At 47.9% G+C, this 19,190-nt stretch carries 21 protein-coding genes; 9 read left to right on the top strand and 12 right to left on the bottom strand.

Features of this window, described 5'->3' with window-relative positions; all coding sequences use genetic code 11:
* Positions 1-22 precede the first annotated feature (22 nt).
* Positions 23-679, top strand: coding sequence for an alpha/beta hydrolase (locus tag ACFS7Z_RS10665; RefSeq protein WP_377484240.1), 657 nt, complete (start codon positions 23-25; stop codon positions 677-679).
* Positions 680-746: 67 nt separating this feature from the next.
* Here ACFS7Z_RS10665 and ACFS7Z_RS10660 read toward each other — a convergent pair whose 3' ends face one another.
* The gene (locus tag ACFS7Z_RS10660; RefSeq protein WP_377484238.1) at positions 747-1,142 is read right to left on the bottom strand and encodes a VOC family protein; all 396 of its coding nucleotides are present in this window, start codon (positions 1,140-1,142) and stop codon (positions 747-749) included.
* A gap of 142 nt (positions 1,143-1,284) precedes the next feature.
* Here ACFS7Z_RS10660 and ACFS7Z_RS10655 point away from each other — a divergent pair, with 142 nt between their 5' ends.
* Positions 1,285-2,139, top strand: coding sequence for an SdiA-regulated domain-containing protein (locus ACFS7Z_RS10655; RefSeq protein ID WP_377484236.1), 855 nt, complete (start codon positions 1,285-1,287; stop codon positions 2,137-2,139).
* 74 nt (positions 2,140-2,213) lie between these two features.
* On the opposite strand, the gene lgt is transcribed toward ACFS7Z_RS10655, so the two are convergent.
* Positions 2,214-3,071 carry a prolipoprotein diacylglyceryl transferase gene (gene lgt, locus ACFS7Z_RS10650; RefSeq protein WP_377484234.1) on the bottom strand — a complete coding sequence of 286 codons (858 nt, stop codon included), beginning with the start codon at positions 3,069-3,071 and terminating at the stop codon, positions 2,214-2,216.
* Between the two features lie 103 nt (positions 3,072-3,174).
* On the opposite strand from lgt, the gene ACFS7Z_RS10645 reads away from it, so the two are divergent.
* On the top strand, positions 3,175-3,504 hold the full coding sequence (locus tag ACFS7Z_RS10645) for an SdpI family protein (RefSeq protein ID WP_377484231.1): 330 nt from the start codon (positions 3,175-3,177) through the stop codon (positions 3,502-3,504).
* A 66-nt stretch (positions 3,505-3,570) separates the two neighbouring features.
* Here ACFS7Z_RS10645 and nadE read toward each other — a convergent pair whose 3' ends face one another.
* The 4 genes from nadE to ACFS7Z_RS10625 form a co-directional block, all read right to left on the bottom strand.
* Entirely contained in the window at positions 3,571-5,457 is a 1,887-nt protein-coding gene (gene nadE, locus ACFS7Z_RS10640; protein WP_377484229.1) for an NAD(+) synthase, read from the bottom strand.
* Between the two features lie 153 nt (positions 5,458-5,610).
* Positions 5,611-6,351, bottom strand: a complete 741-nt coding sequence (rnc, locus tag ACFS7Z_RS10635) for a ribonuclease III (protein ID WP_377484227.1) — start codon at positions 6,349-6,351, stop codon at positions 5,611-5,613.
* Positions 6,352-6,354: 3 nt separating this feature from the next.
* Complete coding sequence (fabF, locus tag ACFS7Z_RS10630; protein WP_377484224.1) at positions 6,355-7,608, bottom strand: beta-ketoacyl-ACP synthase II; 1,254 nt, start codon at positions 7,606-7,608, stop codon at positions 6,355-6,357.
* A 65-nt stretch (positions 7,609-7,673) separates the two neighbouring features.
* On the bottom strand, positions 7,674-7,910 hold the full coding sequence (locus ACFS7Z_RS10625; RefSeq protein ID WP_018477241.1) for an acyl carrier protein: 237 nt from the start codon (positions 7,908-7,910) through the stop codon (positions 7,674-7,676).
* A 149-nt stretch (positions 7,911-8,059) separates the two neighbouring features.
* Here ACFS7Z_RS10625 and ACFS7Z_RS10620 point away from each other — a divergent pair, with 149 nt between their 5' ends.
* Positions 8,060-8,491, top strand: a complete 432-nt coding sequence (locus ACFS7Z_RS10620) for an IPExxxVDY family protein (RefSeq protein ID WP_377484222.1) — start codon at positions 8,060-8,062, stop codon at positions 8,489-8,491.
* Positions 8,492-8,493: 2 nt separating this feature from the next.
* Positions 8,494-9,924, top strand: a complete 1,431-nt coding sequence (gene pyk / locus ACFS7Z_RS10615; RefSeq protein WP_377484220.1) for a pyruvate kinase — start codon at positions 8,494-8,496, stop codon at positions 9,922-9,924.
* Between the two features lie 467 nt (positions 9,925-10,391).
* On the opposite strand, the gene rpsT is transcribed toward pyk, so the two are convergent.
* The gene (rpsT, locus tag ACFS7Z_RS10610) at positions 10,392-10,652 is read right to left on the bottom strand and encodes a 30S ribosomal protein S20 (protein WP_377484217.1); all 261 of its coding nucleotides are present in this window, start codon (positions 10,650-10,652) and stop codon (positions 10,392-10,394) included.
* Positions 10,653-10,979: 327 nt separating this feature from the next.
* Between rpsT and ACFS7Z_RS10605 the strand changes: the two genes are divergently transcribed.
* Positions 10,980-11,936: a YheT family hydrolase gene (locus ACFS7Z_RS10605; RefSeq protein ID WP_377484214.1), complete on the top strand. Its 957-nt coding sequence runs from the start codon at positions 10,980-10,982 to the stop codon at positions 11,934-11,936.
* A 7-nt stretch (positions 11,937-11,943) separates the two neighbouring features.
* Here ACFS7Z_RS10605 and rsmG read toward each other — a convergent pair whose 3' ends face one another.
* The 4 genes from rsmG to ACFS7Z_RS10585 form a co-directional block, all read right to left on the bottom strand.
* Positions 11,944-12,573, bottom strand: a complete 630-nt coding sequence (rsmG, locus tag ACFS7Z_RS10600) for a 16S rRNA (guanine(527)-N(7))-methyltransferase RsmG (protein WP_377484212.1) — start codon at positions 12,571-12,573, stop codon at positions 11,944-11,946.
* Between the two features lie 24 nt (positions 12,574-12,597).
* Entirely contained in the window at positions 12,598-12,819 is a 222-nt protein-coding gene (locus tag ACFS7Z_RS10595) for a hypothetical protein (protein WP_377484209.1), read from the bottom strand.
* A 150-nt stretch (positions 12,820-12,969) separates the two neighbouring features.
* Positions 12,970-13,578, bottom strand: coding sequence for an RNA polymerase sigma factor (locus tag ACFS7Z_RS10590; RefSeq protein ID WP_115567331.1), 609 nt, complete (start codon positions 13,576-13,578; stop codon positions 12,970-12,972).
* Positions 13,569-14,672 carry a glycosyltransferase gene (locus ACFS7Z_RS10585; RefSeq protein WP_377484206.1) on the bottom strand — a complete coding sequence of 368 codons (1,104 nt, stop codon included), beginning with the start codon at positions 14,670-14,672 and terminating at the stop codon, positions 13,569-13,571. Before ACFS7Z_RS10585 ends, ACFS7Z_RS10590 begins: the two co-directional genes overlap by 10 nt.
* 266 nt (positions 14,673-14,938) lie before the next feature.
* Between ACFS7Z_RS10585 and tgt the strand changes: the two genes are divergently transcribed.
* The 3 genes from tgt (at position 14,939) to ACFS7Z_RS10570 (ending at position 18,183) form a co-directional block, all read left to right on the top strand.
* Complete coding sequence (gene tgt / locus ACFS7Z_RS10580; protein WP_377484203.1) at positions 14,939-16,069, top strand: tRNA guanosine(34) transglycosylase Tgt; 1,131 nt, start codon at positions 14,939-14,941, stop codon at positions 16,067-16,069.
* 94 nt (positions 16,070-16,163) lie between these two features.
* Positions 16,164-17,240: an LptF/LptG family permease gene (locus ACFS7Z_RS10575; RefSeq protein WP_377484200.1), complete on the top strand. Its 1,077-nt coding sequence runs from the start codon at positions 16,164-16,166 to the stop codon at positions 17,238-17,240.
* Position 17,241: 1 nt separating this feature from the next.
* Positions 17,242-18,183, top strand: coding sequence for a DMT family transporter (locus ACFS7Z_RS10570; protein WP_377484197.1), 942 nt, complete (start codon positions 17,242-17,244; stop codon positions 18,181-18,183).
* On the opposite strand, the gene ispE is transcribed toward ACFS7Z_RS10570, so the two are convergent.
* Complete coding sequence (ispE, locus tag ACFS7Z_RS10565) at positions 18,139-18,948, bottom strand: 4-(cytidine 5'-diphospho)-2-C-methyl-D-erythritol kinase (RefSeq protein WP_377484195.1); 810 nt, start codon at positions 18,946-18,948, stop codon at positions 18,139-18,141. The genes ACFS7Z_RS10570 and ispE overlap by 45 nt on opposite strands.
* Positions 18,949-19,190: the final 242 nt, after the last annotated feature.

Below are 19,190 nucleotides of genomic sequence, written 5' to 3'. Positions count from 1 at the left end.
CTGTTTAGATACACGTAGAATTTTGACAGAACATAAACTCACTGTACCCCGCACTGCCCGTTATTATACCTTGGGCACCCCTTCCGATAAAACCAGGCACCTTTGGATTGTTTGCCATGGATACGGGCAGTTGGGACGTTACTTCCTTCGGCACTTCAATGGGCTGGATGATGGCAAATCGTTGGTGGTGGCGCCAGAGGCGCTGTCGCGGTTTTACATGGATGGCTTCTCGGGGCGTGTAGGTGCTACCTGGATGACAAAGGAGGACCGGCTTGCTGAGATTGAGGACCAGTCAGCTTACCTAAACCTACTGCTGAACGAACAACTCCGGCAGCTGCCGCAGGATGTACAGGTAACGGTGCTGGGCTTTTCACAGGGTGGCGCTACGGTTTGCCGTTGGTTATCGAACATGCCGGTTCCAGTACGTCGCCTTATCTTATGGGCTGCTTCTTTTCCGGAAGATATTGATTTCGAAGCTGGAAAAGCTACTTTTCAGAATTTACCCGTAGCAGTAGTATATGGCACCCAGGACGAATTTATCACGCCTGAAAAACTGCAGCAGAAGAGCCAGTTAATGGCGCAGTTAAGAATTAAGCCCCAGGTTTACACGTTCGAAGGCGGCCATACCATCCATCCGGAAACGCTTTTAGAGGTACACAAGCGGCTTCCTCTAATATAACCGGAAAGCTGTAATGTGTGTGAAAACTGTATAAGTTTTCAGTTATTCAAAATTCAGTTATGCAGCATTAACTTCTCTCCCACATCCCTTCCATCACAATTTCCAATAGGTGCTGGTCCGGGTCCCGGAAATAGAATGAAAGGAAGCCGCCGCCCCAATCATACTCCTGCTCAATAGGTATGCCTGCATTCAGTACTTTTTCCTTCCATGGCGCATACTGCTCCTGCTCCACTTCAAAAGCAAGATGCAGTTGACCGGAGCCATAGTGCGGTGGCAGATGACTGCTTTTTTTAGATGCCTCCGCTATAAAACACAAAAGCACCGAAGCACCTGCCCTGAAGAAAACGTGCCGGTCCTTTACCTCCCCAATTTGCTCAAACCCTAACTTCCCCCTATAAAAGGCCTTGCTGCTTTCTAAATCTGTAATGTACAGGCAGGTTTCCTTTATCTTTTTAACTTCCATTTCATCTCTTTTAAGTTGGAGCCGGTTGTAGAACTTCCCTCTCCTGATATATTTGTCCAATTTTTATTAACGTCTGGCAGGCTCTTCTCGTTAAATAGAAGTTGGTAACCTTATTCTTTATCCATCAAAAAAAATGAACCTTATGATAAAAGTAGCAGCTGGTCTTATAGCTGTAGCGGCGGGGTTGTTCTTTATTCTGCCTGAAACATTTTTAGAAGCGCCTCCCACAACGGAAGCAGTTCCTAACGTTTCTGCCTCTTTCGAAAAGCTGGCCAGCCTGCCTGGTGCCGTTGGAGAAAGCTCTGGTATTGCTGTTTTACAACAAAAAGGCCACTACCTCACACACAACGATGCCGGAAACAAGCCATACCTCTACAAACTGGACGAACAGGGAGAACTTGTGGAGACTCTCAAGCTGAAACTGAAAAACGTGGACTGGGAAGACCTGGCGCAGGACGAATCCGGAAACATTTACATTGCAGACACCGGCAACAATAACAACAGGCGCCGTGATTTGGCAGTGTACAAGGTGAACCTGAAAAACCCGCAGCAGGTAGAAGCCATTCAATATTCCTACGAGGACCAAAAAAAATTCCCTCCCTCTAAAAAAGACCAGAACTTCGATTCTGAGGCGCTCTTCTGGCACGATGATAACCTGTACATCATTACGAAAGACAGGGGACAGGGCGAAACTGCCAAGGTGTACCAGGTGCCCGCTCAGGCAGGTAACCATAAAGCCAAACTAATTGGTAGTTATAAAACAGGCAAAGAAATAACAGGCGCTGACATAAGCCCTGACGGAAACACAGTGGCTTTGTTAAGTGAAGAAAGAATACACCTTTTCCGAGACATTTCTTCGCCTGACGCCTTTTTTGAAGGTGACTATAACGAAATTGAAATCAAGGGAACCGGACAGACGGAAGGAATAGCTTTTGAAGACAACAGCACAGTGATTATTACAAGTGAGGGTGGTAACCTGTACCGTTACAAACTGTAGCAGAAGTAGCTACCCGCAGGCGCAAAAAGCAGCAGGCCTTTTTCTGATGGAGAAAGGCCTGCTGCTTTTTATGTTTATCGCACTTTTTTTGTATCAGCTTTTGATGATTCAGTTAATCTGCCTCCGGGTAAAGCAGGCTTTGGGTTCTGCCATACTCTGAACAGGATGAACAGGCCAACAAAGATGAGCGGTATACTTAGAATCTGCCCCATATTCAGGGTCATTTCATCTTCAAACGCCTCCTGGTTTTCTTTCAGGAACTCTACTAAAAAGCGGAAAGAGAAGAGGAAGGTTACGAAAAGGCCAAACAGCAATCCGCGTGGCAGTGCCTCTTTGTATTTGCTCCACAGCCAATACAGCAGCACAAACAACAGGAACACGCTCAGCGACTCATATAGTTGTGTCGGGTGGCGTGGCACATGAGAATACTGCGTGCTGCGGTAGAAAATAAAAGCCCATGGCACATCCGTTGGCCTGCCAAAGATTTCTGAATTCATCAGGTTACCCAACCGGATAAGGGCTCCACCTAAAGCCACTACAATTACGATGCGGTCAAGCACCCACATGTAGTCGAACTTCTGGCGGCGGCTGAACAGCCACAGGGCAAAAAGTATACCGACAGTAGCACCATGGCTGGCTAATCCCCCCTCCCATATTTTCAGGATTTCAAGTGGGTTGCTCAGGTAATAGTCAGGGGCATAAAACAAGGTATGGCCCAGGCGGGCACCTACCACTGTTCCTATTATCATATAGAGGGTAATGACATCTACATCACCTTCTGTGCGTCCTTCCGCTACGTAAATTTTTGTGAGAATGCGCTGGCCTATCACAAAGCCTAAAGCGAAAAGCAAACCGTACCAGCGGATGCTCAGGGGACCAATGTTAAAAATTTCGGGGTCAACATTCCAGGGAATGTACTGTAGAATACTCATACGGGCGTTTCGGTTCTTGCCAAAGTTACGATAAATCGGGAATGGAAAAAACGAAAGACCCTAGCCGTTCGTGTATGTACAGTATAAATCTTTATTAAACCGCATGCTTTTCCTGCATCTGTTACCTGGTCTGCTGGTGCTTCTCATAGGCTTTATACTAGAGCGCTGGCCACCAAAACGGGTAAACTGGTTTTACGGCTTCCGTACCCACTACTCTATGCGCAATCTTGAGAACTGGCAGGAAGGTAACCGCTACTATGCCAGGATTATCCTCGGCATCGGGTTTATCTCTATAGTCGTCAGCCTTCTCTGTTATTATACACTGCCTTTGCTGTTGAGCCTGCTGGCGCCGCTGGGCGTTATGCTCATCCTGTTCATGCTCAGCATTGTTCTCACAAACGAACACCTGAAACGCAAGTACGGGGACTGGTAAAAAAGGAGTGGGCGCTACTGTTCTCAGTAGCGCCCACTCCTCCACCTATACCTGTTCGCTGGCCTGTTATGCTTCGTTTATTTTAGCAAGCTCGGCCTGAAAGCCGCCGCTTAGGATTGGGAAGCGAAGCCAGCTGCGTGGATCAATGTTATAATCGTCGAGGTGGAAAGATGGTGCCAGACGCTCACGCTTCCACTGGTTCCTTGACCACAGCTTAAAAAATTTGTTCACCCAGTCTTTAAGCAGCTCCGGCTCAGCCACCTGCTGCTCTACCAGGATGTTGTATACTTCACTGGGAGCAAAGCGGTCGTGGAAAGCAAGGCGCTCAATTTGGTTCAGTACCTCGTAGGGCATCAGGTCTTTCTCATCTGTCTGCTCCTCTTCCGACGGACGAAGCTCGGCACTTGGCTGCAGCTTGTTCACATACTGTAGCCCCTCGTAACCCAGTTCCTGTTGCATCCAGATGAGCAGCTGCCGGATAAAAGCCTTGTCTATACCTGCTATCGGTGAAATACCGCCGGCGGTGTCACCATCCATGGTGGTATAGCCCACCGAGCCTTCGCTACGGTTAGAGGTGGCCATGAGCAGCGCATTGTTAATATTAGCCAACATCCAGATGCCCGGCGCACGCACCCGTGCCTGTATGTTCTGTAGCGTCAGGTCGTCCTGTTCCCACGTCAGAGGGCGCTGCAATACATCTTCTATCTTAGAGATATAGCCTTTCACTTCGCTGTCTATCGTCCAGTTGTAAAACTTTGCTCCTATTGATTCTGCTAGTCCTTTAGCGGAGTTATAAGTATCATCAGATGAGTTAATGGTGCCCTGGTAAGCGCAGGTGAGCAGTCTGCCTACCAGCTCTTTTTGTGCCTGCTCCGGAGGCAATGAGTCAAAGTAAGCAACATCTTTCATCTGGAACATCTGTGTTTTGGCAGCAAACAATACAACTCCAAGGCTCTCGATGCCTTTACGCACCATTTCCGCTACAGCCACTGCGCATAAAGAAGAATCGGCACCGCCGCTCAGCGACAGCACAAATCCGCGGCTTCGGCTCTTGCGCATGTAGTCGAACAGTGCAAGACTGAGGGCATCAATGACCTCCTTGTTCTCATCTATCGGAGGCAGGTACTCTATTACTTCTTCGATCGTAGGGTTCTTAGAGAAACAGACTTCAGCACACTCTAAATCCACGTTCTTAAAGCACAGCAACTCGTTCCGGCGAATCAGTTTACCATTCTGGGCAATCAGCACCTCGCCATCGTAAATCATTTTGCCTGCTTCGTTGCCCAGCAGGTTCGCGTACATATAGGCGCACTGGTACTTTTTAGAGGCATCTACCACCAGGCGGTGCCGCACATCAGTTTTACTCAGGGCAAAGTGGCTGGCACTTGGGTTCAGGATGAGTTGCACGCCTTTCGGCATATGGCGCTCGGCTGGCCTGTTCGGCCGCCAGGCATCTTCACAAATCTCGAAAGCATATTTTACGCCCTGCTCTTCATAAATGATGTCGCCTATGCGGTAAGTCTCGCCAAATTTCTCAAACTGCTGCACTACATCCGCAGGCCAGGGCGTGAACCAACGCGGCTCGTAATGCACGCCGTCGTTGGCCAGGAACTGTTTTGCCGTAACGCCAATAATCTCTTTGTTTTTGATAACGCAGGCGGTGTTATACACCTTCTTGTCCAGGAAAAGCGGCAGGCCAACAGCCACGGTTATACCAGCGCACCATTCCTTTACCTGCAGCAGCTTCTCAAACGCTACTTCTGAAAGCCAGGGGCTCAGGAACATGTCTTCGCAACCATAACCGGTAATACACAGCTCGGGTAGTAGCAGAAGATTGGCCTGGTTTGCTCTCGCTTCTTCGATAGCGTCTTTTATGTTTTGCAAGTTGCCATCCCAATCCATGGGGGTTTGGTTAAGGGCGGCGGCGGCAAGCATTAGTCTTGTTTCTTCCATGATGTTCTCTAACGCAACATTGTGGAGGCAAGTTAAGCGCTGCAGCGCAAATAATATTCAAATTCCTGAATGATAGGAATAAGATTTTGAGGAGTACATGTTACGGTACACTCAATCGTTAACTCCAGCAATTAGGAAATTTGAGAAATATAATCAGGAAATCTTTAGGAAGGTGAGGCCTTTTTCGGCGGCGGCCTGATCGGCCTTCTTTTTGGACAGGCCAATACCTATGGCAATGGCTTTGCCATCTAAGGTAACCTCAGAGGTGAACTCTGTTGTGTTGCCCTGCTGTTTCCGCTTGACGATTTCAAAACGAATGTCCTTGTTCTGGCTCTGCGCCCACTCAATGAGTTTGCTTTTAAAGTTGGCGGTGGTGTTGACGAGGCTATGCAGGTCTACGTGTGGCTTTATAAGCTTGGAGAGTATAAAGCGGCGGGTTTTATCATAGCCCTTGTCCAGGTAAATGGCTCCCACAAGCGCCTCCAAGGCATTGCCGTTTACTGATTTGTTCCGGTTACTCTGGCCTGAGGTATCCACTTTCACCAACAGGTTCAGACCCATTTTCAAAGCAATGTAGTTCAGCGACTCCCGGTTTACAATGCGGGAACGGATCTCGGTCAGGAAACCTTCATCTTCGTAGGGGAACTTTCGGAACAGAAGCTCTGCCACCACAGCGCCCAGCACGGCATCGCCCAAAAACTCCAGGCGCTCGTTTGTCTCGTGTTTGCCCGCCGATGTCTGCCGCGCAAAGGAGGTATGCGTGAGGGCAAGTTTGTACAATCGGACGTTATCAGGTGTGCTGCCAATAAGCCCAGCAAGCGCGCGTACTAATACCCTGTCTTTGTTAAATAGCCTGTGGTATACGCGCCGAACTGGTTTTATAGGACCAAACACACACTAATCATTCAGTTGACGGAATAATACGGAGGTATTGTGACCACCAAAGCCAAATGTGTTGCTCAGGGCCACCCTCACTTCACGCTCCTGCGCCTTGTTAAACGTCAGGTTCAGACGGCTGTCAAGGTTCTCGTCGTCGGTGAAATGGTTGATGGTTGGCGGCACCACGTTGTGCTGAATAGCCAGGATAGAAGCAATGGCTTCTACAGCACCAGCGGCACCCAGCAAATGGCCGGTCATGGATTTAGTGGAACTGATGTTCAAATTATAGGCGTGATCGCCGAACACCTGCTTGATCGCCTTCACTTCACTAAGGTCGCCAAGCGGAGTGGAAGTACCGTGCACGTTGATGTAATCAACTTCTTCCGTGTTTATGCCCGACTGCTGCAGCACGTTCTTCATCACAGTGTATGCACCACGGCCTTCCGGGTGTGGCGCCGTGATATGATACGCATCAGCAGACATGGCACCACCGATAATCTCGGCATATATTTTAGCACCACGCGCTTTGGCATGCTCATACTCTTCCAGTATCAAGGCTCCTGCTCCTTCTCCCAACACAAAACCGTCACGGTCTGCATCAAAAGGCCTGGAAGCAGTCTCCGGAGAGTCGTTGCGCTCTGAAAGGGCTTTCAGGGCATTAAAACCACCTACACCTGCCTCTGTTACGGCTGCCTCAGAACCACCGGATACGATGACATCAGCCATACCCAAACGGATATAATTGTAAGCATCAATAAGGGCGTTTGTAGCAGATGCACAGGCAGATACAGTAACAAAATTGGGTCCTCTAAAACCGTGCTTAATAGAGATATGGCCTGCACTGATATCGACTATCATCTTCGGGATGAAGAAGGGATTGAAGCGCGGGGTGCCATCGCCGTTGGCAAAGTTTACGCACTCTTCCTGGAAAGTACGCAGTCCACCAATGCCGGAGCCCCAGATAACACCAATGCGGTCAAGGTCTACGTTGTCTTCAATCAACCTGGCATCTTTCACGGCCTCATCGGCCACTATCATGGCAAATTGGGAAAAGTAGTCCATTTTACGGGCTTCCTTGCGGTCGAAGTAGTTCTCAGGCTCGTATCCTTTCACTTCGCAGGCGAACTGGGTCTTAAACTTACTCGCATCGAAGCGGGTGATAGGGGCAGCACCACTCACGCCATTTTTTAACCCGTTCCAATATTCTGAAACGGTGTTCCCAAGTGGCGTGAGTGCGCCTAACCCAGTAACTACAACTCTCTTAAGCTCCATAAGCTACTAGTAGAGGATAGATAGTAGAAAATTTGTTCTGATAGGGATTACAAAAGGTGGGATAATTACTTCGCGTGCTCCTCCAGGTAGCTTACAGCCTGCCCTACAGTAGCGATATTTTCAGCCTGATCATCTGGAATAGATACATTGAATTCCTTTTCGAATTCCATGATAAGCTCAACAGTATCCAATGAATCAGCGCCAAGGTCATTCGTGAAGGAAGCCTCCGGTGTAACCTCTGACTCTTCCACACCAAGCTTATCGATGATGATAGCCTTTACTTTTTCTGCGATTTCTGACATTTTATTTTATAGTTAATTAAAACACTGTGCAAAGAAATGTAATTAGGCAGACAATGTCAAAAAAAATTACTCTATTCCCTGTTTTGCAAAAGTTTTACCTTGTAATTGCCATTTTACCAAGTTCCCTTGTTATTTTTGGCCTGAATAAAATGATGAAGACTCTCCGGCTGGACATAGCGTATGAATTCGACTTTGATCTGTATGGCCTGGTGTCGGCGGTAAAGGAGTACAAACTGGCATGGGCGCTGAATAAGTTCCTGGGTTTTCACTTCATAAAGCAGGAGGACCTTTGTTACGATTTAGTTGGTCAGGAGCGTTTTACCGTATCCCTGTATGAATATGTTACCGACTTTAGCATAGTACGTCTTCTCAAAAACGAAGCAGTAGGTAGTTCACCTGGAAAAAGGCCGTTCTTGCTGCCAGAGCTAATAGAGTTTGATTTCGTGCTGCAGATTAAAGGTCCGTTGCAGCAACTGTACCCGCAGGAGTTTATTCAGAGGCTTCTCCGGATTCCGCTGGTACAGTGCGTGAAACAATTTGACCCACTTACACTTAAACTAAAAGATAACCTGATATTCTAAGTATGGAATTCTCCTTCAACAAAACAAAAATTCTGGCTACCGTTGGCCCTGCAAGCAATACTCCTGAGCGCCTTCTGGCTTTGGTAGACGCAGGCGTGAACGCTTTCCGCCTTAACTTCTCACATGGTGCCTATTCAGAACATCAGAAAGTAATAGATCATGTACGCAATTTAAACAAGGAGCACAACCGCAACATTTGCCTGGTGCAGGACCTTCAGGGACCAAAGATTCGACTGGGTGATGTAGAGAACGGCGCTATAGAAATAAGAGAAGGCCAGATCATCAAACTTGTATGCGACGGCTCTCTCACCACAGAAGGCAGGCTTTCCACTATCTATGAAGGGTTGGCCAAAGACGTTAAACCAGGCGACGCCATCCTGCTGGACGACGGCAAACTGGAGGTGAAGGTTATCAGCACAGACCATGACATGGAGGTGGAGGCTGAGGTTATCTACGGCGGCACTGTAAAGCCACGTAAAGGCATCAACCTCCCGGACTCTAAAGTATCTGCTCCTTCCATGACTGAGAAAGATGTGGAAGACCTGCACTTTGGTTTAGACAATGATGTGGAGTGGGTAGCCCTTTCTTTTGTACGCAGAGCTGAAGACATTTATGAGATCAAGCGTTTGATTCAGGAGCGCGGCAAAGGCACACGGGTTATCGCGAAAATCGAAAAGCCTGAAGCCATCGAAAATATTGATGAGATCATAGAAGCGACGGATGCCATTATGGTTGCCCGTGGTGACCTCGGTGTGGAAGTGGGAATGGAAAAAGTACCGATGATCCAGAAAATGCTGGTGGAGAAATGCAACAGAGCGGGCAAGCCTGTTATTGTGGCCACACAGATGATGGAAAGTATGATCACCAATCCAAGACCTACACGTGCCGAGACGAATGATGTGGCAAACGCTGTGATTGACGGAGCTGACACCGTGATGCTGAGTGCTGAGACGGCTGTTGGCGCCTACCCTATCGAGACTATCCGCAGCATGAGCCTCACCATCAAAACAGTGGAAGCCAACGCTTCCAGTATCTTTAACAAGACCTACAAGATAAACCCGGAATCGGAGTCTTTCTGCAACGACAGTATTGTAGCAAATGCCTGTAGCCTTGCCCGCGACACCCACGCCCGCGCGGTTATCGGCATGACTAAGTCCGGTTACACGGCGTTCCAGTTGGCAAAGTTCCGCCCGAAAGCGGATATCTTTATCTTCACGGAAAACGAAAACCTGCTTACCACGCTGAACCTTGTTTGGGGGCTTCGGGGCTTCCACTACAATAAATTTGAGTCCACAGATGCGACAATCAACGACATCAAGGACACGCTGCTTAAGGAAGGCTACTTGAAGAAAGGCGATGTGTTTATCAACACGGCCAGCATGCCGATTAATGAGCAGAAGCGCACGAATATGATTAAGTTAAGTGTAGCCTAAGCAAGAGATTTATAGTATAGAGAAGGCCCCTGCAGAAGCTTCTGCAGGGGCCTTTTGTTTATCAGTTTAGTCTAAGAGTTTTATCTTATAAACAAACACTTTTAAGCTGGCGTAGCTGTAGTTCATCCAGCGACTCATGAATAGCCTTTTCCATAATCACAGTCTTTGCGCTCCACTCCCGCGGGGGCTCGTTTTCCTATTCGGCACTGTGTAGCTGAACCTGCCCTCGCGCTGCTCGGGCTGCCTCACTTCGTGCTGCACCGGAACATCTACAAGGCGCCTCTCAGAAAAACTGGAATTATTTTTCCTGAGAGCTGGCTAAAACCCTTCATTTCTTACTCGATCTAATGAAACTCAATTCCATTAATGAATGAGTTACTACGTTTACATAAACAGGAAAATGATAAAAACACAAAAAGCCTTACACGATGTGTGCAAGGCTTTTGAAAAGCTTTTCCAGCAAAGAATTAAGCTGCAGCCAGGCCGTTTACCAACTTAGCCAATCTTGACTTGTTGTTGGCAGCTTTGTTTTTGTGGATAATGTTTTTCTTAGCCAGACGGTCAAGCATAGAAGAAACTGTCTTGTAAAGCTCTTGCGCCTCTGCCTGGTCAGTTGTTCTCTCTAGTTTCTTGATGAAAGTACGAGTAGTTTTCGCTTGATATCTGTTACGAAGACGTTTAGCGTTGTTCGCTCTGATTCTCTTTAATGCCGACTTGTGATTAGCCATATTATTTTATGTAATTAAATCTTTTGATTCTGTTCTTAGAATGAGTTTGCAAAGGTATAACCTTTACATATAATTTCCAAAACCAACTATGAAATTATTACGTCACCTGGGCAGCACAATGATAGCAAAGTCTGCTGTCTCAAGAAGAGACACACCAGAACTAACGTAAAACTTATCGTTTTACATTCCAATGCAACTTTCATTTTGTTTCTTTGTTTACCCTAACATCTGTTCATAAAAACAGAGAGAAGATAATAAGGAAGCACCGCTAATTTAAGTACAGCCTAGATACCTTTAACAAGCGCCTCTGCAATTTCACCCTTTTCTATGCCTGTCATTCCGTCCGAACATAAAGCACCTTTTTACCTTTTTAACGGCCACCTGCAAACCATTATTCCCAGCCTGTTCAGGCAGGTGGAGGGCGTGCAGTATCAGCGGGAGCGGCTTGTTACGCCCGATGAAGACTTTATTGATGTGGATTGGTCCAGGGTGGGCTCTGACTCGCTTCTTATCCTGTCGCATGGACTGGAGGGAGACACTGCCAGACCGTATATCATGGGTATGGTAAAGGCCTTCAACGCGCGAGGTATAGATGCCATGGCCTGGAACTACCGCAGTTGCAGCGGTGAGCCGAACAAACTCCTTCGCTCCTACCACCTAGGCGCTTCCGACGACCTGGACTTTGTGCTGCGGCATGCACTGCAGCATAACAGCTACAGCAAGGTATACCTTACTGGCTTCAGTGCAGGCGGCAACATCACATTAAAGTACATTGGCGAAGATCCGACCCAGGTGCCGCAGCAGGTAAAACGCGTAGCCGTGTTCTCTACCCCTGTGGATTTAAAAGGCTCTGCCCAGCGAATCTCAAAAATTTACACAAGGCGCTTCATGAAGTCTTTGAAGCTGAAACTGGAACAGAAGCAGCGGATGTATGAGCAGGAAGTAGACCTGACGGATTATAATGTGCTCTGGTCGTTTCCTGAGTTTGATGATAAGTACACGGCTCCGCTGCATGGTTTCAAGGATGCTGAAGACTACTACGCCCGCGTCAGCTCCAGGCAATTCATACCGCACATACAGCTGCCAACGCTGCTCGTAAACGCGTTAAACGACCCTTTCCTGTCGAAGGAGTGCTACCCGGTGAAGGAGGCTGAAGAGAATCCGAACTTTTACCTGGAGATGCCCACAGAAGGTGGCCACGTGGGCTTTGCCGAGGACTTCAGAAAAGACCTCTACTACTCAGAGGCAAGAGCGGTTCAGTTTCTACTGGGAAATAAGGAATAAAAGATTTCTATTTAAACGGCACGTATACCACCTTCTTCGTCTCGAAGAACTCTTTAACGAAGTAACTGTTCAGGTGATACACATGGGCGATGAGGCCGGACTCGGCAATTTCTTCGGCTAAGTCGCCGCCTTTTAAATAGTATAAGCCTTTGGCAGGCACATCTGATTTCTTGAAGCTGTTCGCAATCCAAGGGTAGAAGTTAGCGAGGCGGGTAACGGCACGGCTCACCACAAAATCAAACTTCTCCCTCACCTGCTCTGCACGTGTATGGGTGGCCGTTACGTTGTGCAGGTGCAGCTCACGTGCTATCTCCTGCACTACGTGTATTTTCTTGCCGATAGAATCCACTAAGTGGAATTTCACCTCCGGGAACATGACGGCCAGGGGAAGTCCCGGCAGACCGCCTCCTGTGCCCACATCCAGCACCGACGTATGCTCCGGGAAAGCAACAACTTTGGCTATACCAAGTGAATGAAGGATGTGGTGTACCCCCAGTTGCTCCATGTCCTTTCGCGAAATCACATTAATCTTCTGGTTCCACTCCTGGTACAGCTCCCCCATCCGGTCATACTTTTGCAGTTGGTCTTCGGTAAGCTCCGGGAAGTAACCGGATAATAAGGTGCGTATGGCGGTCATTGAATTATGAATTAAGAATGAAGTCTAGGCAACTACAAAGTATAACAGAACTGCGAGCATGCTAACAACAACTACTACGGCCAAGGCCATAAAAATATCAGCCAGCAGCACAACACCAGCATTTCTAAACTGGCCTTCATACTTTCTGGTAAGCTCTTGCTGCACCTTCACCTTGTTTCTGAAGCGGAGGTATAGGTAAATTCTGCCTAGCAACGACAGTATAGCTTCACCTAATACAAACTCCATTGTTGTAAAAGCATTATAGTGGTTATAGTAGCTGTTGCAAAAGTATAAAATAAGTACGGGAATAGCTTAAATGTATAAAGCCCCTGCTGCACTCGGGCATCAGGGGCTTTGAACGTAATCAATAATTAACCTTAATTTAATATCTTCTGACTAGATGAGGTGCTTTTTGTTTTTTACCATGTCATAGAGCAACTCGCGGGCGCGGTGCAGCTGCGCTTTTACGGTGCCAAGCGGTGCGTTCAGTTCTGTTGCTATTTCCTCGTAGCTCAGTTCGTTGAAGTAACGCAGTGTCACCAGTCGCTGGTATTTATCTGGCAGCTTCGCCACTACGTACTGCATTATCTCAATTTTTTGGTTTTTAATCGCTTCCTCCTGCGGATTCAGGTTCTTGTCTTTGAAGTCAATCGTTATCTCGTCGCCGTTATCTATTTTAATGGCGGAGTCAATCGACATGGTTTTGATCCTGTTCTTACGAATAAAGTCGATACAGTTGTTCGTTGCGATACGGAAAAGCCAGGTACTGAAAGCGTACTCCGGGTTAAATTTGTGCAGGTTACGGAAAGCCTTCGCAAAAGCTTCAATTGTTAAGTCCTCTGCATCATCGGCATTTCGCACCATCTTCAGAACCACGTGGTACACAGGCTTTTTGTAGATGCTCATCAGTTCGGCGTACGCTTTTTCGTCGTTCTCCTCAACTGCGGCCTGAATAAGTTTGAAGTCGTGCTTTGCTTTCGCAGAGAATTGTTTGTTTACTTCCATCTGAATTTTTTATACAGTATTACAGATATCCCAAGGAATAAGTAGTTCATAAAATAAACTACATCAAGTAAAGGCAGCATCAGCAAGGATACCGTATCGTTTAGTCTGCGGGCCACCAGCACATACACTGGAAAAACCGAGAGATACCTTGCGCCAATGAGAGCGGCTAAGATAGCCAAATGGCTATTTAGAACAAGAACAGCAATGGAAATGACATAAAAAAGAATGTTCGCTACTACAAAAAATCCGATTCTTCTTTTATCCGCTGCCTTGTATCGTCCACCAACAGACATATGTCTTCGTTTCTGAACCATCCATTCCCGCAACGTGCTCTTTGGAATACTGACCGTCTGCCCTTCCTTATCGATTACAATGCTGATGTTACTATTGCTGGCGGCATCTCTTACAAAGAGATCATCGTCGCCGCCTATAGTCTTGATATGCGATGCAAACCCTTTGTTTTTAAAGAAACACCCTTTGGTATAAGATAAGTTTCGGCCAACGCCCATATAGGCGTTACCCCTGTTTGCATGAGACAAATACTGAATTCCGGTGAGTAAGGTTTCATATCGCACCAAGTGATTTAGAAATCCCTTTAGTTGTGCATACGGAGAATAGCCTAGCACCACTTCAGAGCCGGTTTTGTAGCCGCTCTGCATTTTTCCGATCCAATTTTTACTCAGGGGGCGGCAATCGGCATCGGTGAGTAGCAGGTGCTCGTGTTTTGCCGCTCTTATACCCAAAGCCAACGCATATTTTTTTGGGTTCAGGTACTCAGGTGTTTTCTTTACAGATACTACCCGTAAGTGTGGAAACTGCTTCTCCAACTCAAACAGGTAAAACTCTGTGTCATCTTCTGAACGGTCGTTTACCACAATTATTTCAAACTCCGGATAATTCTGGTCCAGCAGCAGGGGCAACAGTTCCATGAGGTTCTCCAACTCATCGTGCGCCGCCACAACCACCGACACCGGCCACACAGCATTTGCCTCGGGGTCCTGGTACCTGGTAAGGGGCATGAAGTAGAGCAGAGAAAAGTATAGCTGCACCAGCACACACAACGCCAGCAGCACTAAGAGTACAGTTGAAATCAAATTGTTCTTTGTTTGTTAATCCCTGATATGTTGTGTGGTAAGCGCCGGATGCAGCATCACTGACCTAAGCCTCGCATCAAAATTAGTTAAACTAAAGGCATTTCCGAAGCACCGCACGATTTATTCAATGTATATAGATTGTGCCACGGCAGTTTGTATCTTTGCAGGTTATATTTTTTCAGATCTTAAAGAATCAGAAGCCCTAGTGGCTAAGCCGGTGTATGGGTGTCGTTTTTTACAGCTGATGCACCGGCCATACGAATACCATGCAATTTAATCTTGTAGCAAAAGACGCACAGTCCAAAGCCCGCGCCGGCGTAGTGCAAACAGACCATGGCGCCATCGAAACGCCTATCTTCATGCCGGTTGGCACGGCCGGAACTGTAAAAGCAGTGCACCAGCGCGAGCTGAAAGAAGATGTGAAAGCCGAGATCATTCTGGGTAACACGTACCATCTATACCTGCGCCCGGGCCTGAATGTGCTGGAGCAGGCAGGCGGCCTGCATAAGTTTAATGGCTGGGATCGCCCCATTCTGACAGACAGCGGCGGCTACCAAGTTTTTTCCCTGGCAGGCACCCGTAAGATAAAGGAGGAAGGCGTAAAATTCAGGTCGCACATTGATGGCTCGCCGCTGGATTTTACCCCGGAAAACGTCATGGACACGCAGCGCATTATCGGTGCCGACATCATCATGGCCTTCGACGAGTGCACCCCCTACCCCTGCGACTATACCTACGCCAAAAACTCCATGGAGCGCACCCACCGCTGGCTGCAGCGCTGTGTGGACCGCTTCGACAGCACCGAACCAAAGTATGGCTATTCCCAAACACTCTTCCCGATTGTACAGGGCAGCACCTACAAAGACCTGCGGGTGAAATCGGCAGAGACTATTGCCAGCTTCGGACGCGAGGGCAATGCCATTGGTGGCTTATCAGTGGGTGAGCCAGCCGAGATGATGTATGAAATAACCGAACTGCTATGCGACATACTGCCGGCGGACAAGCCGCGTTACCTCATGGGTGTGGGTACACCCGCCAACATTCTGGAGAACATTGCGCTGGGCGTGGATATGTTCGACTGCGTGCTGCCAACCCGCAATGCCCGCAATGGCATGCTGTTCACCACGCAGGGCATCGTGAATATCCGGAACGAAAGGTGGGCCAACGACCACAGCCCCATAGATGCAGAACTGGGAGGCTATGCCAGCACTTTTTACAGCAAGGCTTACCTGCGCCACCTCGTGCGCGCCAACGAGATGCTGGGAGCCCAGATATCAAGCGTGCACAACCTGACATTTTACCTGTGGCTTGTAAAACAGGCTCGCCAGCACATTATAAACGGAACTTTCCGTGACTGGAAAGATTTAATGGTTAAGAAACTGATGACAAGGCTATAAGGAGTTAAAGGGTTTGGGAGTTAGAAAGTTAAAGAGTTGTTAACTTTTCACTCTCTAACTCTTTAACTTTCTAACTTTCTAACTGAAGCAAAGCTTGAAGCTCCTCGATAAATATATTCTAAAGAAGTTCCTGACCACCTACGTGTTCACGGTGCTGATACTGGTGGCCGTTATTCTGGTGATTGACTTTACGGAGAAGAATGACGACTTCATCAAAACCAACCCTAGTATAAGCGAGATCATATTTGATTATTACCTGAACCTGATCCCGTTCTACGCGAACATGCTCAGCCCGATTACGGTATTTATCGCAACCGTTTTTGTAACGGCAAAGCTGGCATCGCATACGGAAATTGTGGCTATCCTGAGCAGTGGCGTGAGCTTCAGAAGAATGCTCGTGCCTTACCTGATGGGTTCCTCGCTTATTGCAGTCATTATTTTCGTACTGATTGGCTGGGTAATCCCTAACGCGAATAAAGAGAGTGTGGCGTTTCAGGTGAAGTACATCAAAAGCCCCTTTACCTACGACAGCCGGAACATCCACATTAAAATAGCCCCGGAAACATATGTCTACATGGAGAGCTATAACAACATCGCCAACGTGGGTTATAACTTCGCCCTAGAAAATATTGAGGGCACCACACTCAAGCAGAAGCTTACCTCCAACAGCATCTCCTGGAACTCAGATGTAGAGAAGTGGCATATAGACAACTATACGCTGCGCACTTTCAACGGGGAGGATGAAACCATTACAAAAGGCTCCTCCCTGGACACGACGCTGAACATGTGGCCGAGAGACTTTGAAAGTACCTATAAACTGGAGCAGACCATGACGCTCACCAGGCTGAATGAATTTATCCGGGAGAAGCGGGACCGTGGTGCCGACGACATTGAAATCTACCTGATTGAGAAGTATGAGCGCTTCAGCTATCCTTTTGCCATCATCATTCTCACAGTGATCGGTGTAATCATGAGTGCGCGAAAGGCGCGTGGCGGCGTAGGCTTTCAGATAGCGTTGGGCTTTTTCCTGGCATTTATCTTCATCATCTTCGTAATTGCCAGCCGCAGCCTGGCACAGGTTGGTGATATTGCCCCGCAGATTGCTGCCTGGATTCCGACTATAATCTTCACAGGGATAGGCTTCTTATTATACCGTTACGTTCCGCGCTAGCATGCCACGTCTTAAAGATTTCCTGGAGCTCCATTTTATTATCCTGCTATGGGGCTTTACCGCTATACTTGGTAAGCTTATCAGCATTCCTGCCGTGGAGTTGGTGGCCTTACGTACGCTTATCACTGCCATAGCTTTAGGCCTAATTATTTACAACCGCCGCACAGCCTTCTGGCTGGGCCGCAGGATGGTGCTGAAGATAATCGGTGTAGGTTTCCTGATTGCGGCGCATTGGATACTTTTCTTTGCTGCGGCACGGGTATCATCGGTGTCTATCTGCCTGGTAGGTATGGCTACCTGCAGCCTCTGGACCGCTTTTCTGGATCCCTTTTTCTCAAAAACACGCATAAAGCCACATGAGATCCTGCTGGCCCTGCTCATTATTCTGGGGCTGTATGTTATTTTCCAGCACGAAACAGAGTTCAACAGCATTTTGGGTATCACCATGGCAGTAAGCTCTGCCCTGTTAGCTTCTATCTTCACCATCATTAATGCGAAGCTGGTAAAGAAAATACCCTCCACTACCATCACCTGCTACGAAATGGCAGGCGCGTGCCTTGGCACGATGCTTTTCTTCCCAATCTACACAGAAGTTTTTGCTGAGGGAGGTGCTTTGAATTTTACGTTGTCGGCAATGGACTGGGTGTACCTGATGGTACTGTCACTGGCGTGCACGGTATATGCCTATACTGCCGGGGTGCGCCTGATGCAGCGCATTTCTGCTTACTCTATGAACCTGACCGTGAACTTGGAGCCAGTGTATGGCATCGTGCTGGCTTGGTTTATTTTCAAGGAAGGTGAAAAGATGTCGGCAGGCTTCTACTATGGTGCAGCTATAATCTTAATGAGTGTTTTTATCTATCCTATTCTGGATGCCTACCCTGAGCGCCGTAAAAAACTAAAGCGCGCCTTTCCAGACGAGGTAGTGGCCGGGAAAGACTAGGTCATCCGGTGCTCCTCCCTCAAACAAGCCGTATATGGCAGCCCCTGAGCCCGTCATAGCCGCATAGGATGCTCCTGCAGCGTACAGCTTTTCCTTTACCTGGGGCAGTTCCGGGTATTTGGGAAACAGCACGGCCTCAAAATCGTTCAGTAGCACATCTTGCCACACTTTTACATCCTGCTTCAGCAGCAGGTTCATCGTACAGGTAGGCGCTTTGGGCTGAATGCTCCCGTATGCCTCCGCCGTGGTAATATGAATGTTAGGGTACACAATAACGCACGTGTAGCCGCTCAGGTCTAAATTGAGGTGCTCAAACACATCTCCCTTTTCTGTGGCGATAACAGGCTTGTTTCGCACAAAGAAAGCGCAGTCGCTGCCTAACTGCCGTGCATAGTTTTCCAGCGCATCTGCTGATAGGTTCAGTTCGAAAAGCTTATTCAGGATACGCAGCGTAAAAGCGGCATCAGCTGAGCCACCGCCAAGGCCGGCTCCCATCGGGATTACTTTGTGCAGGTGCATGTGCACGGGCGGCAGCTGGTGGTGTTGCTGTAGCAATTGGTAAGCCCTCAGGCACAGGTTAGTCTCCGGGCCACCCGGCACCGGAATCCCCGTCATATCAAACCGCATTTCCGAAGCAGGCAAAATCTCCAGTGCATCGTTCCACCTCACGGGGTAAAAGCACGACTGAAGGTTATGGAAACCATCAGGACGTTTTTCGGTAATGTATAATCCAAGGTTTATCTTTGCGTTCGGGAAGTCGAGCATATAAAACAGGTGTGCTTAATAGTTATTGCAATCTATAAAAATGTGCGGAAACAGCTGCTGTAGCTATACGCAATAAAATACTTTGTGCAGCATATGGCGGTTATGGTATGGAAGATTCGCTTAAATTCAGAGTCCTGAAAAATTGCACTTCCAATAAAAAGGGAAACAGCGCACATAATAAAGAATTGTTGAAATCAGGATATATATTGCACCGGTTAAGTACGCGCTGGGCTTGGCATAAC

Origin of the sequence: Pontibacter toksunensis (assembly GCF_042686245.1) — a bacterium.
Classification (GTDB): Bacteria; Bacteroidota; Bacteroidia; order Cytophagales; family Hymenobacteraceae; genus Pontibacter; species Pontibacter toksunensis.
Note: the sequence above shows the minus strand (reverse complement) of the source record. Positions and strands in the feature narration are given on the sequence as shown.

What these genes read in the sequence shown, in the direction of transcription:
- ACFS7Z_RS10660 (WP_377484238.1), bottom strand. Translation starts at nt 1,142, where the DNA reads ATGGAAGTTAAAAAGATAAAGGAAACCTGCCTGTACATTACAGATTTA.
- ACFS7Z_RS10655 (WP_377484236.1), top strand. Translation starts at nt 1,285, where the DNA reads ATGATAAAAGTAGCAGCTGGTCTTATAGCTGTAGCGGCGGGGTTGTTC.
- lgt (WP_377484234.1), bottom strand. Translation starts at nt 3,071, where the DNA reads ATGAGTATTCTACAGTACATTCCCTGGAATGTTGACCCCGAAATTTTT.
- ACFS7Z_RS10645 (WP_377484231.1), top strand. Translation starts at nt 3,175, where the DNA reads ATGCTTTTCCTGCATCTGTTACCTGGTCTGCTGGTGCTTCTCATAGGC.
- nadE (WP_377484229.1), bottom strand. Translation starts at nt 5,457, where the DNA reads ATGGAAGAAACAAGACTAATGCTTGCCGCCGCCGCCCTTAACCAAACC.
- fabF (WP_377484224.1), bottom strand. Translation starts at nt 7,608, where the DNA reads ATGGAGCTTAAGAGAGTTGTAGTTACTGGGTTAGGCGCACTCACGCCA.
- ACFS7Z_RS10625 (WP_018477241.1), bottom strand. Translation starts at nt 7,910, where the DNA reads ATGTCAGAAATCGCAGAAAAAGTAAAGGCTATCATCATCGATAAGCTT.
- ACFS7Z_RS10620 (WP_377484222.1), top strand. Translation starts at nt 8,060, where the DNA reads ATGATGAAGACTCTCCGGCTGGACATAGCGTATGAATTCGACTTTGAT.
- pyk (WP_377484220.1), top strand. Translation starts at nt 8,494, where the DNA reads ATGGAATTCTCCTTCAACAAAACAAAAATTCTGGCTACCGTTGGCCCT.
- rpsT (WP_377484217.1), bottom strand. Translation starts at nt 10,652, where the DNA reads ATGGCTAATCACAAGTCGGCATTAAAGAGAATCAGAGCGAACAACGCT.
- ACFS7Z_RS10605 (WP_377484214.1), top strand. Translation starts at nt 10,980, where the DNA reads ATGCCTGTCATTCCGTCCGAACATAAAGCACCTTTTTACCTTTTTAAC.
- rsmG (WP_377484212.1), bottom strand. Translation starts at nt 12,573, where the DNA reads ATGACCGCCATACGCACCTTATTATCCGGTTACTTCCCGGAGCTTACC.
- ACFS7Z_RS10595 (WP_377484209.1), bottom strand. Translation starts at nt 12,819, where the DNA reads ATGGAGTTTGTATTAGGTGAAGCTATACTGTCGTTGCTAGGCAGAATT.
- ACFS7Z_RS10590 (WP_115567331.1), bottom strand. Translation starts at nt 13,578, where the DNA reads ATGGAAGTAAACAAACAATTCTCTGCGAAAGCAAAGCACGACTTCAAA.
- tgt (WP_377484203.1), top strand. Translation starts at nt 14,939, where the DNA reads ATGCAATTTAATCTTGTAGCAAAAGACGCACAGTCCAAAGCCCGCGCC.
- ACFS7Z_RS10570 (WP_377484197.1), top strand. Translation starts at nt 17,242, where the DNA reads ATGCCACGTCTTAAAGATTTCCTGGAGCTCCATTTTATTATCCTGCTA.
- ispE (WP_377484195.1), bottom strand. Translation starts at nt 18,948, where the DNA reads ATGCTCGACTTCCCGAACGCAAAGATAAACCTTGGATTATACATTACC.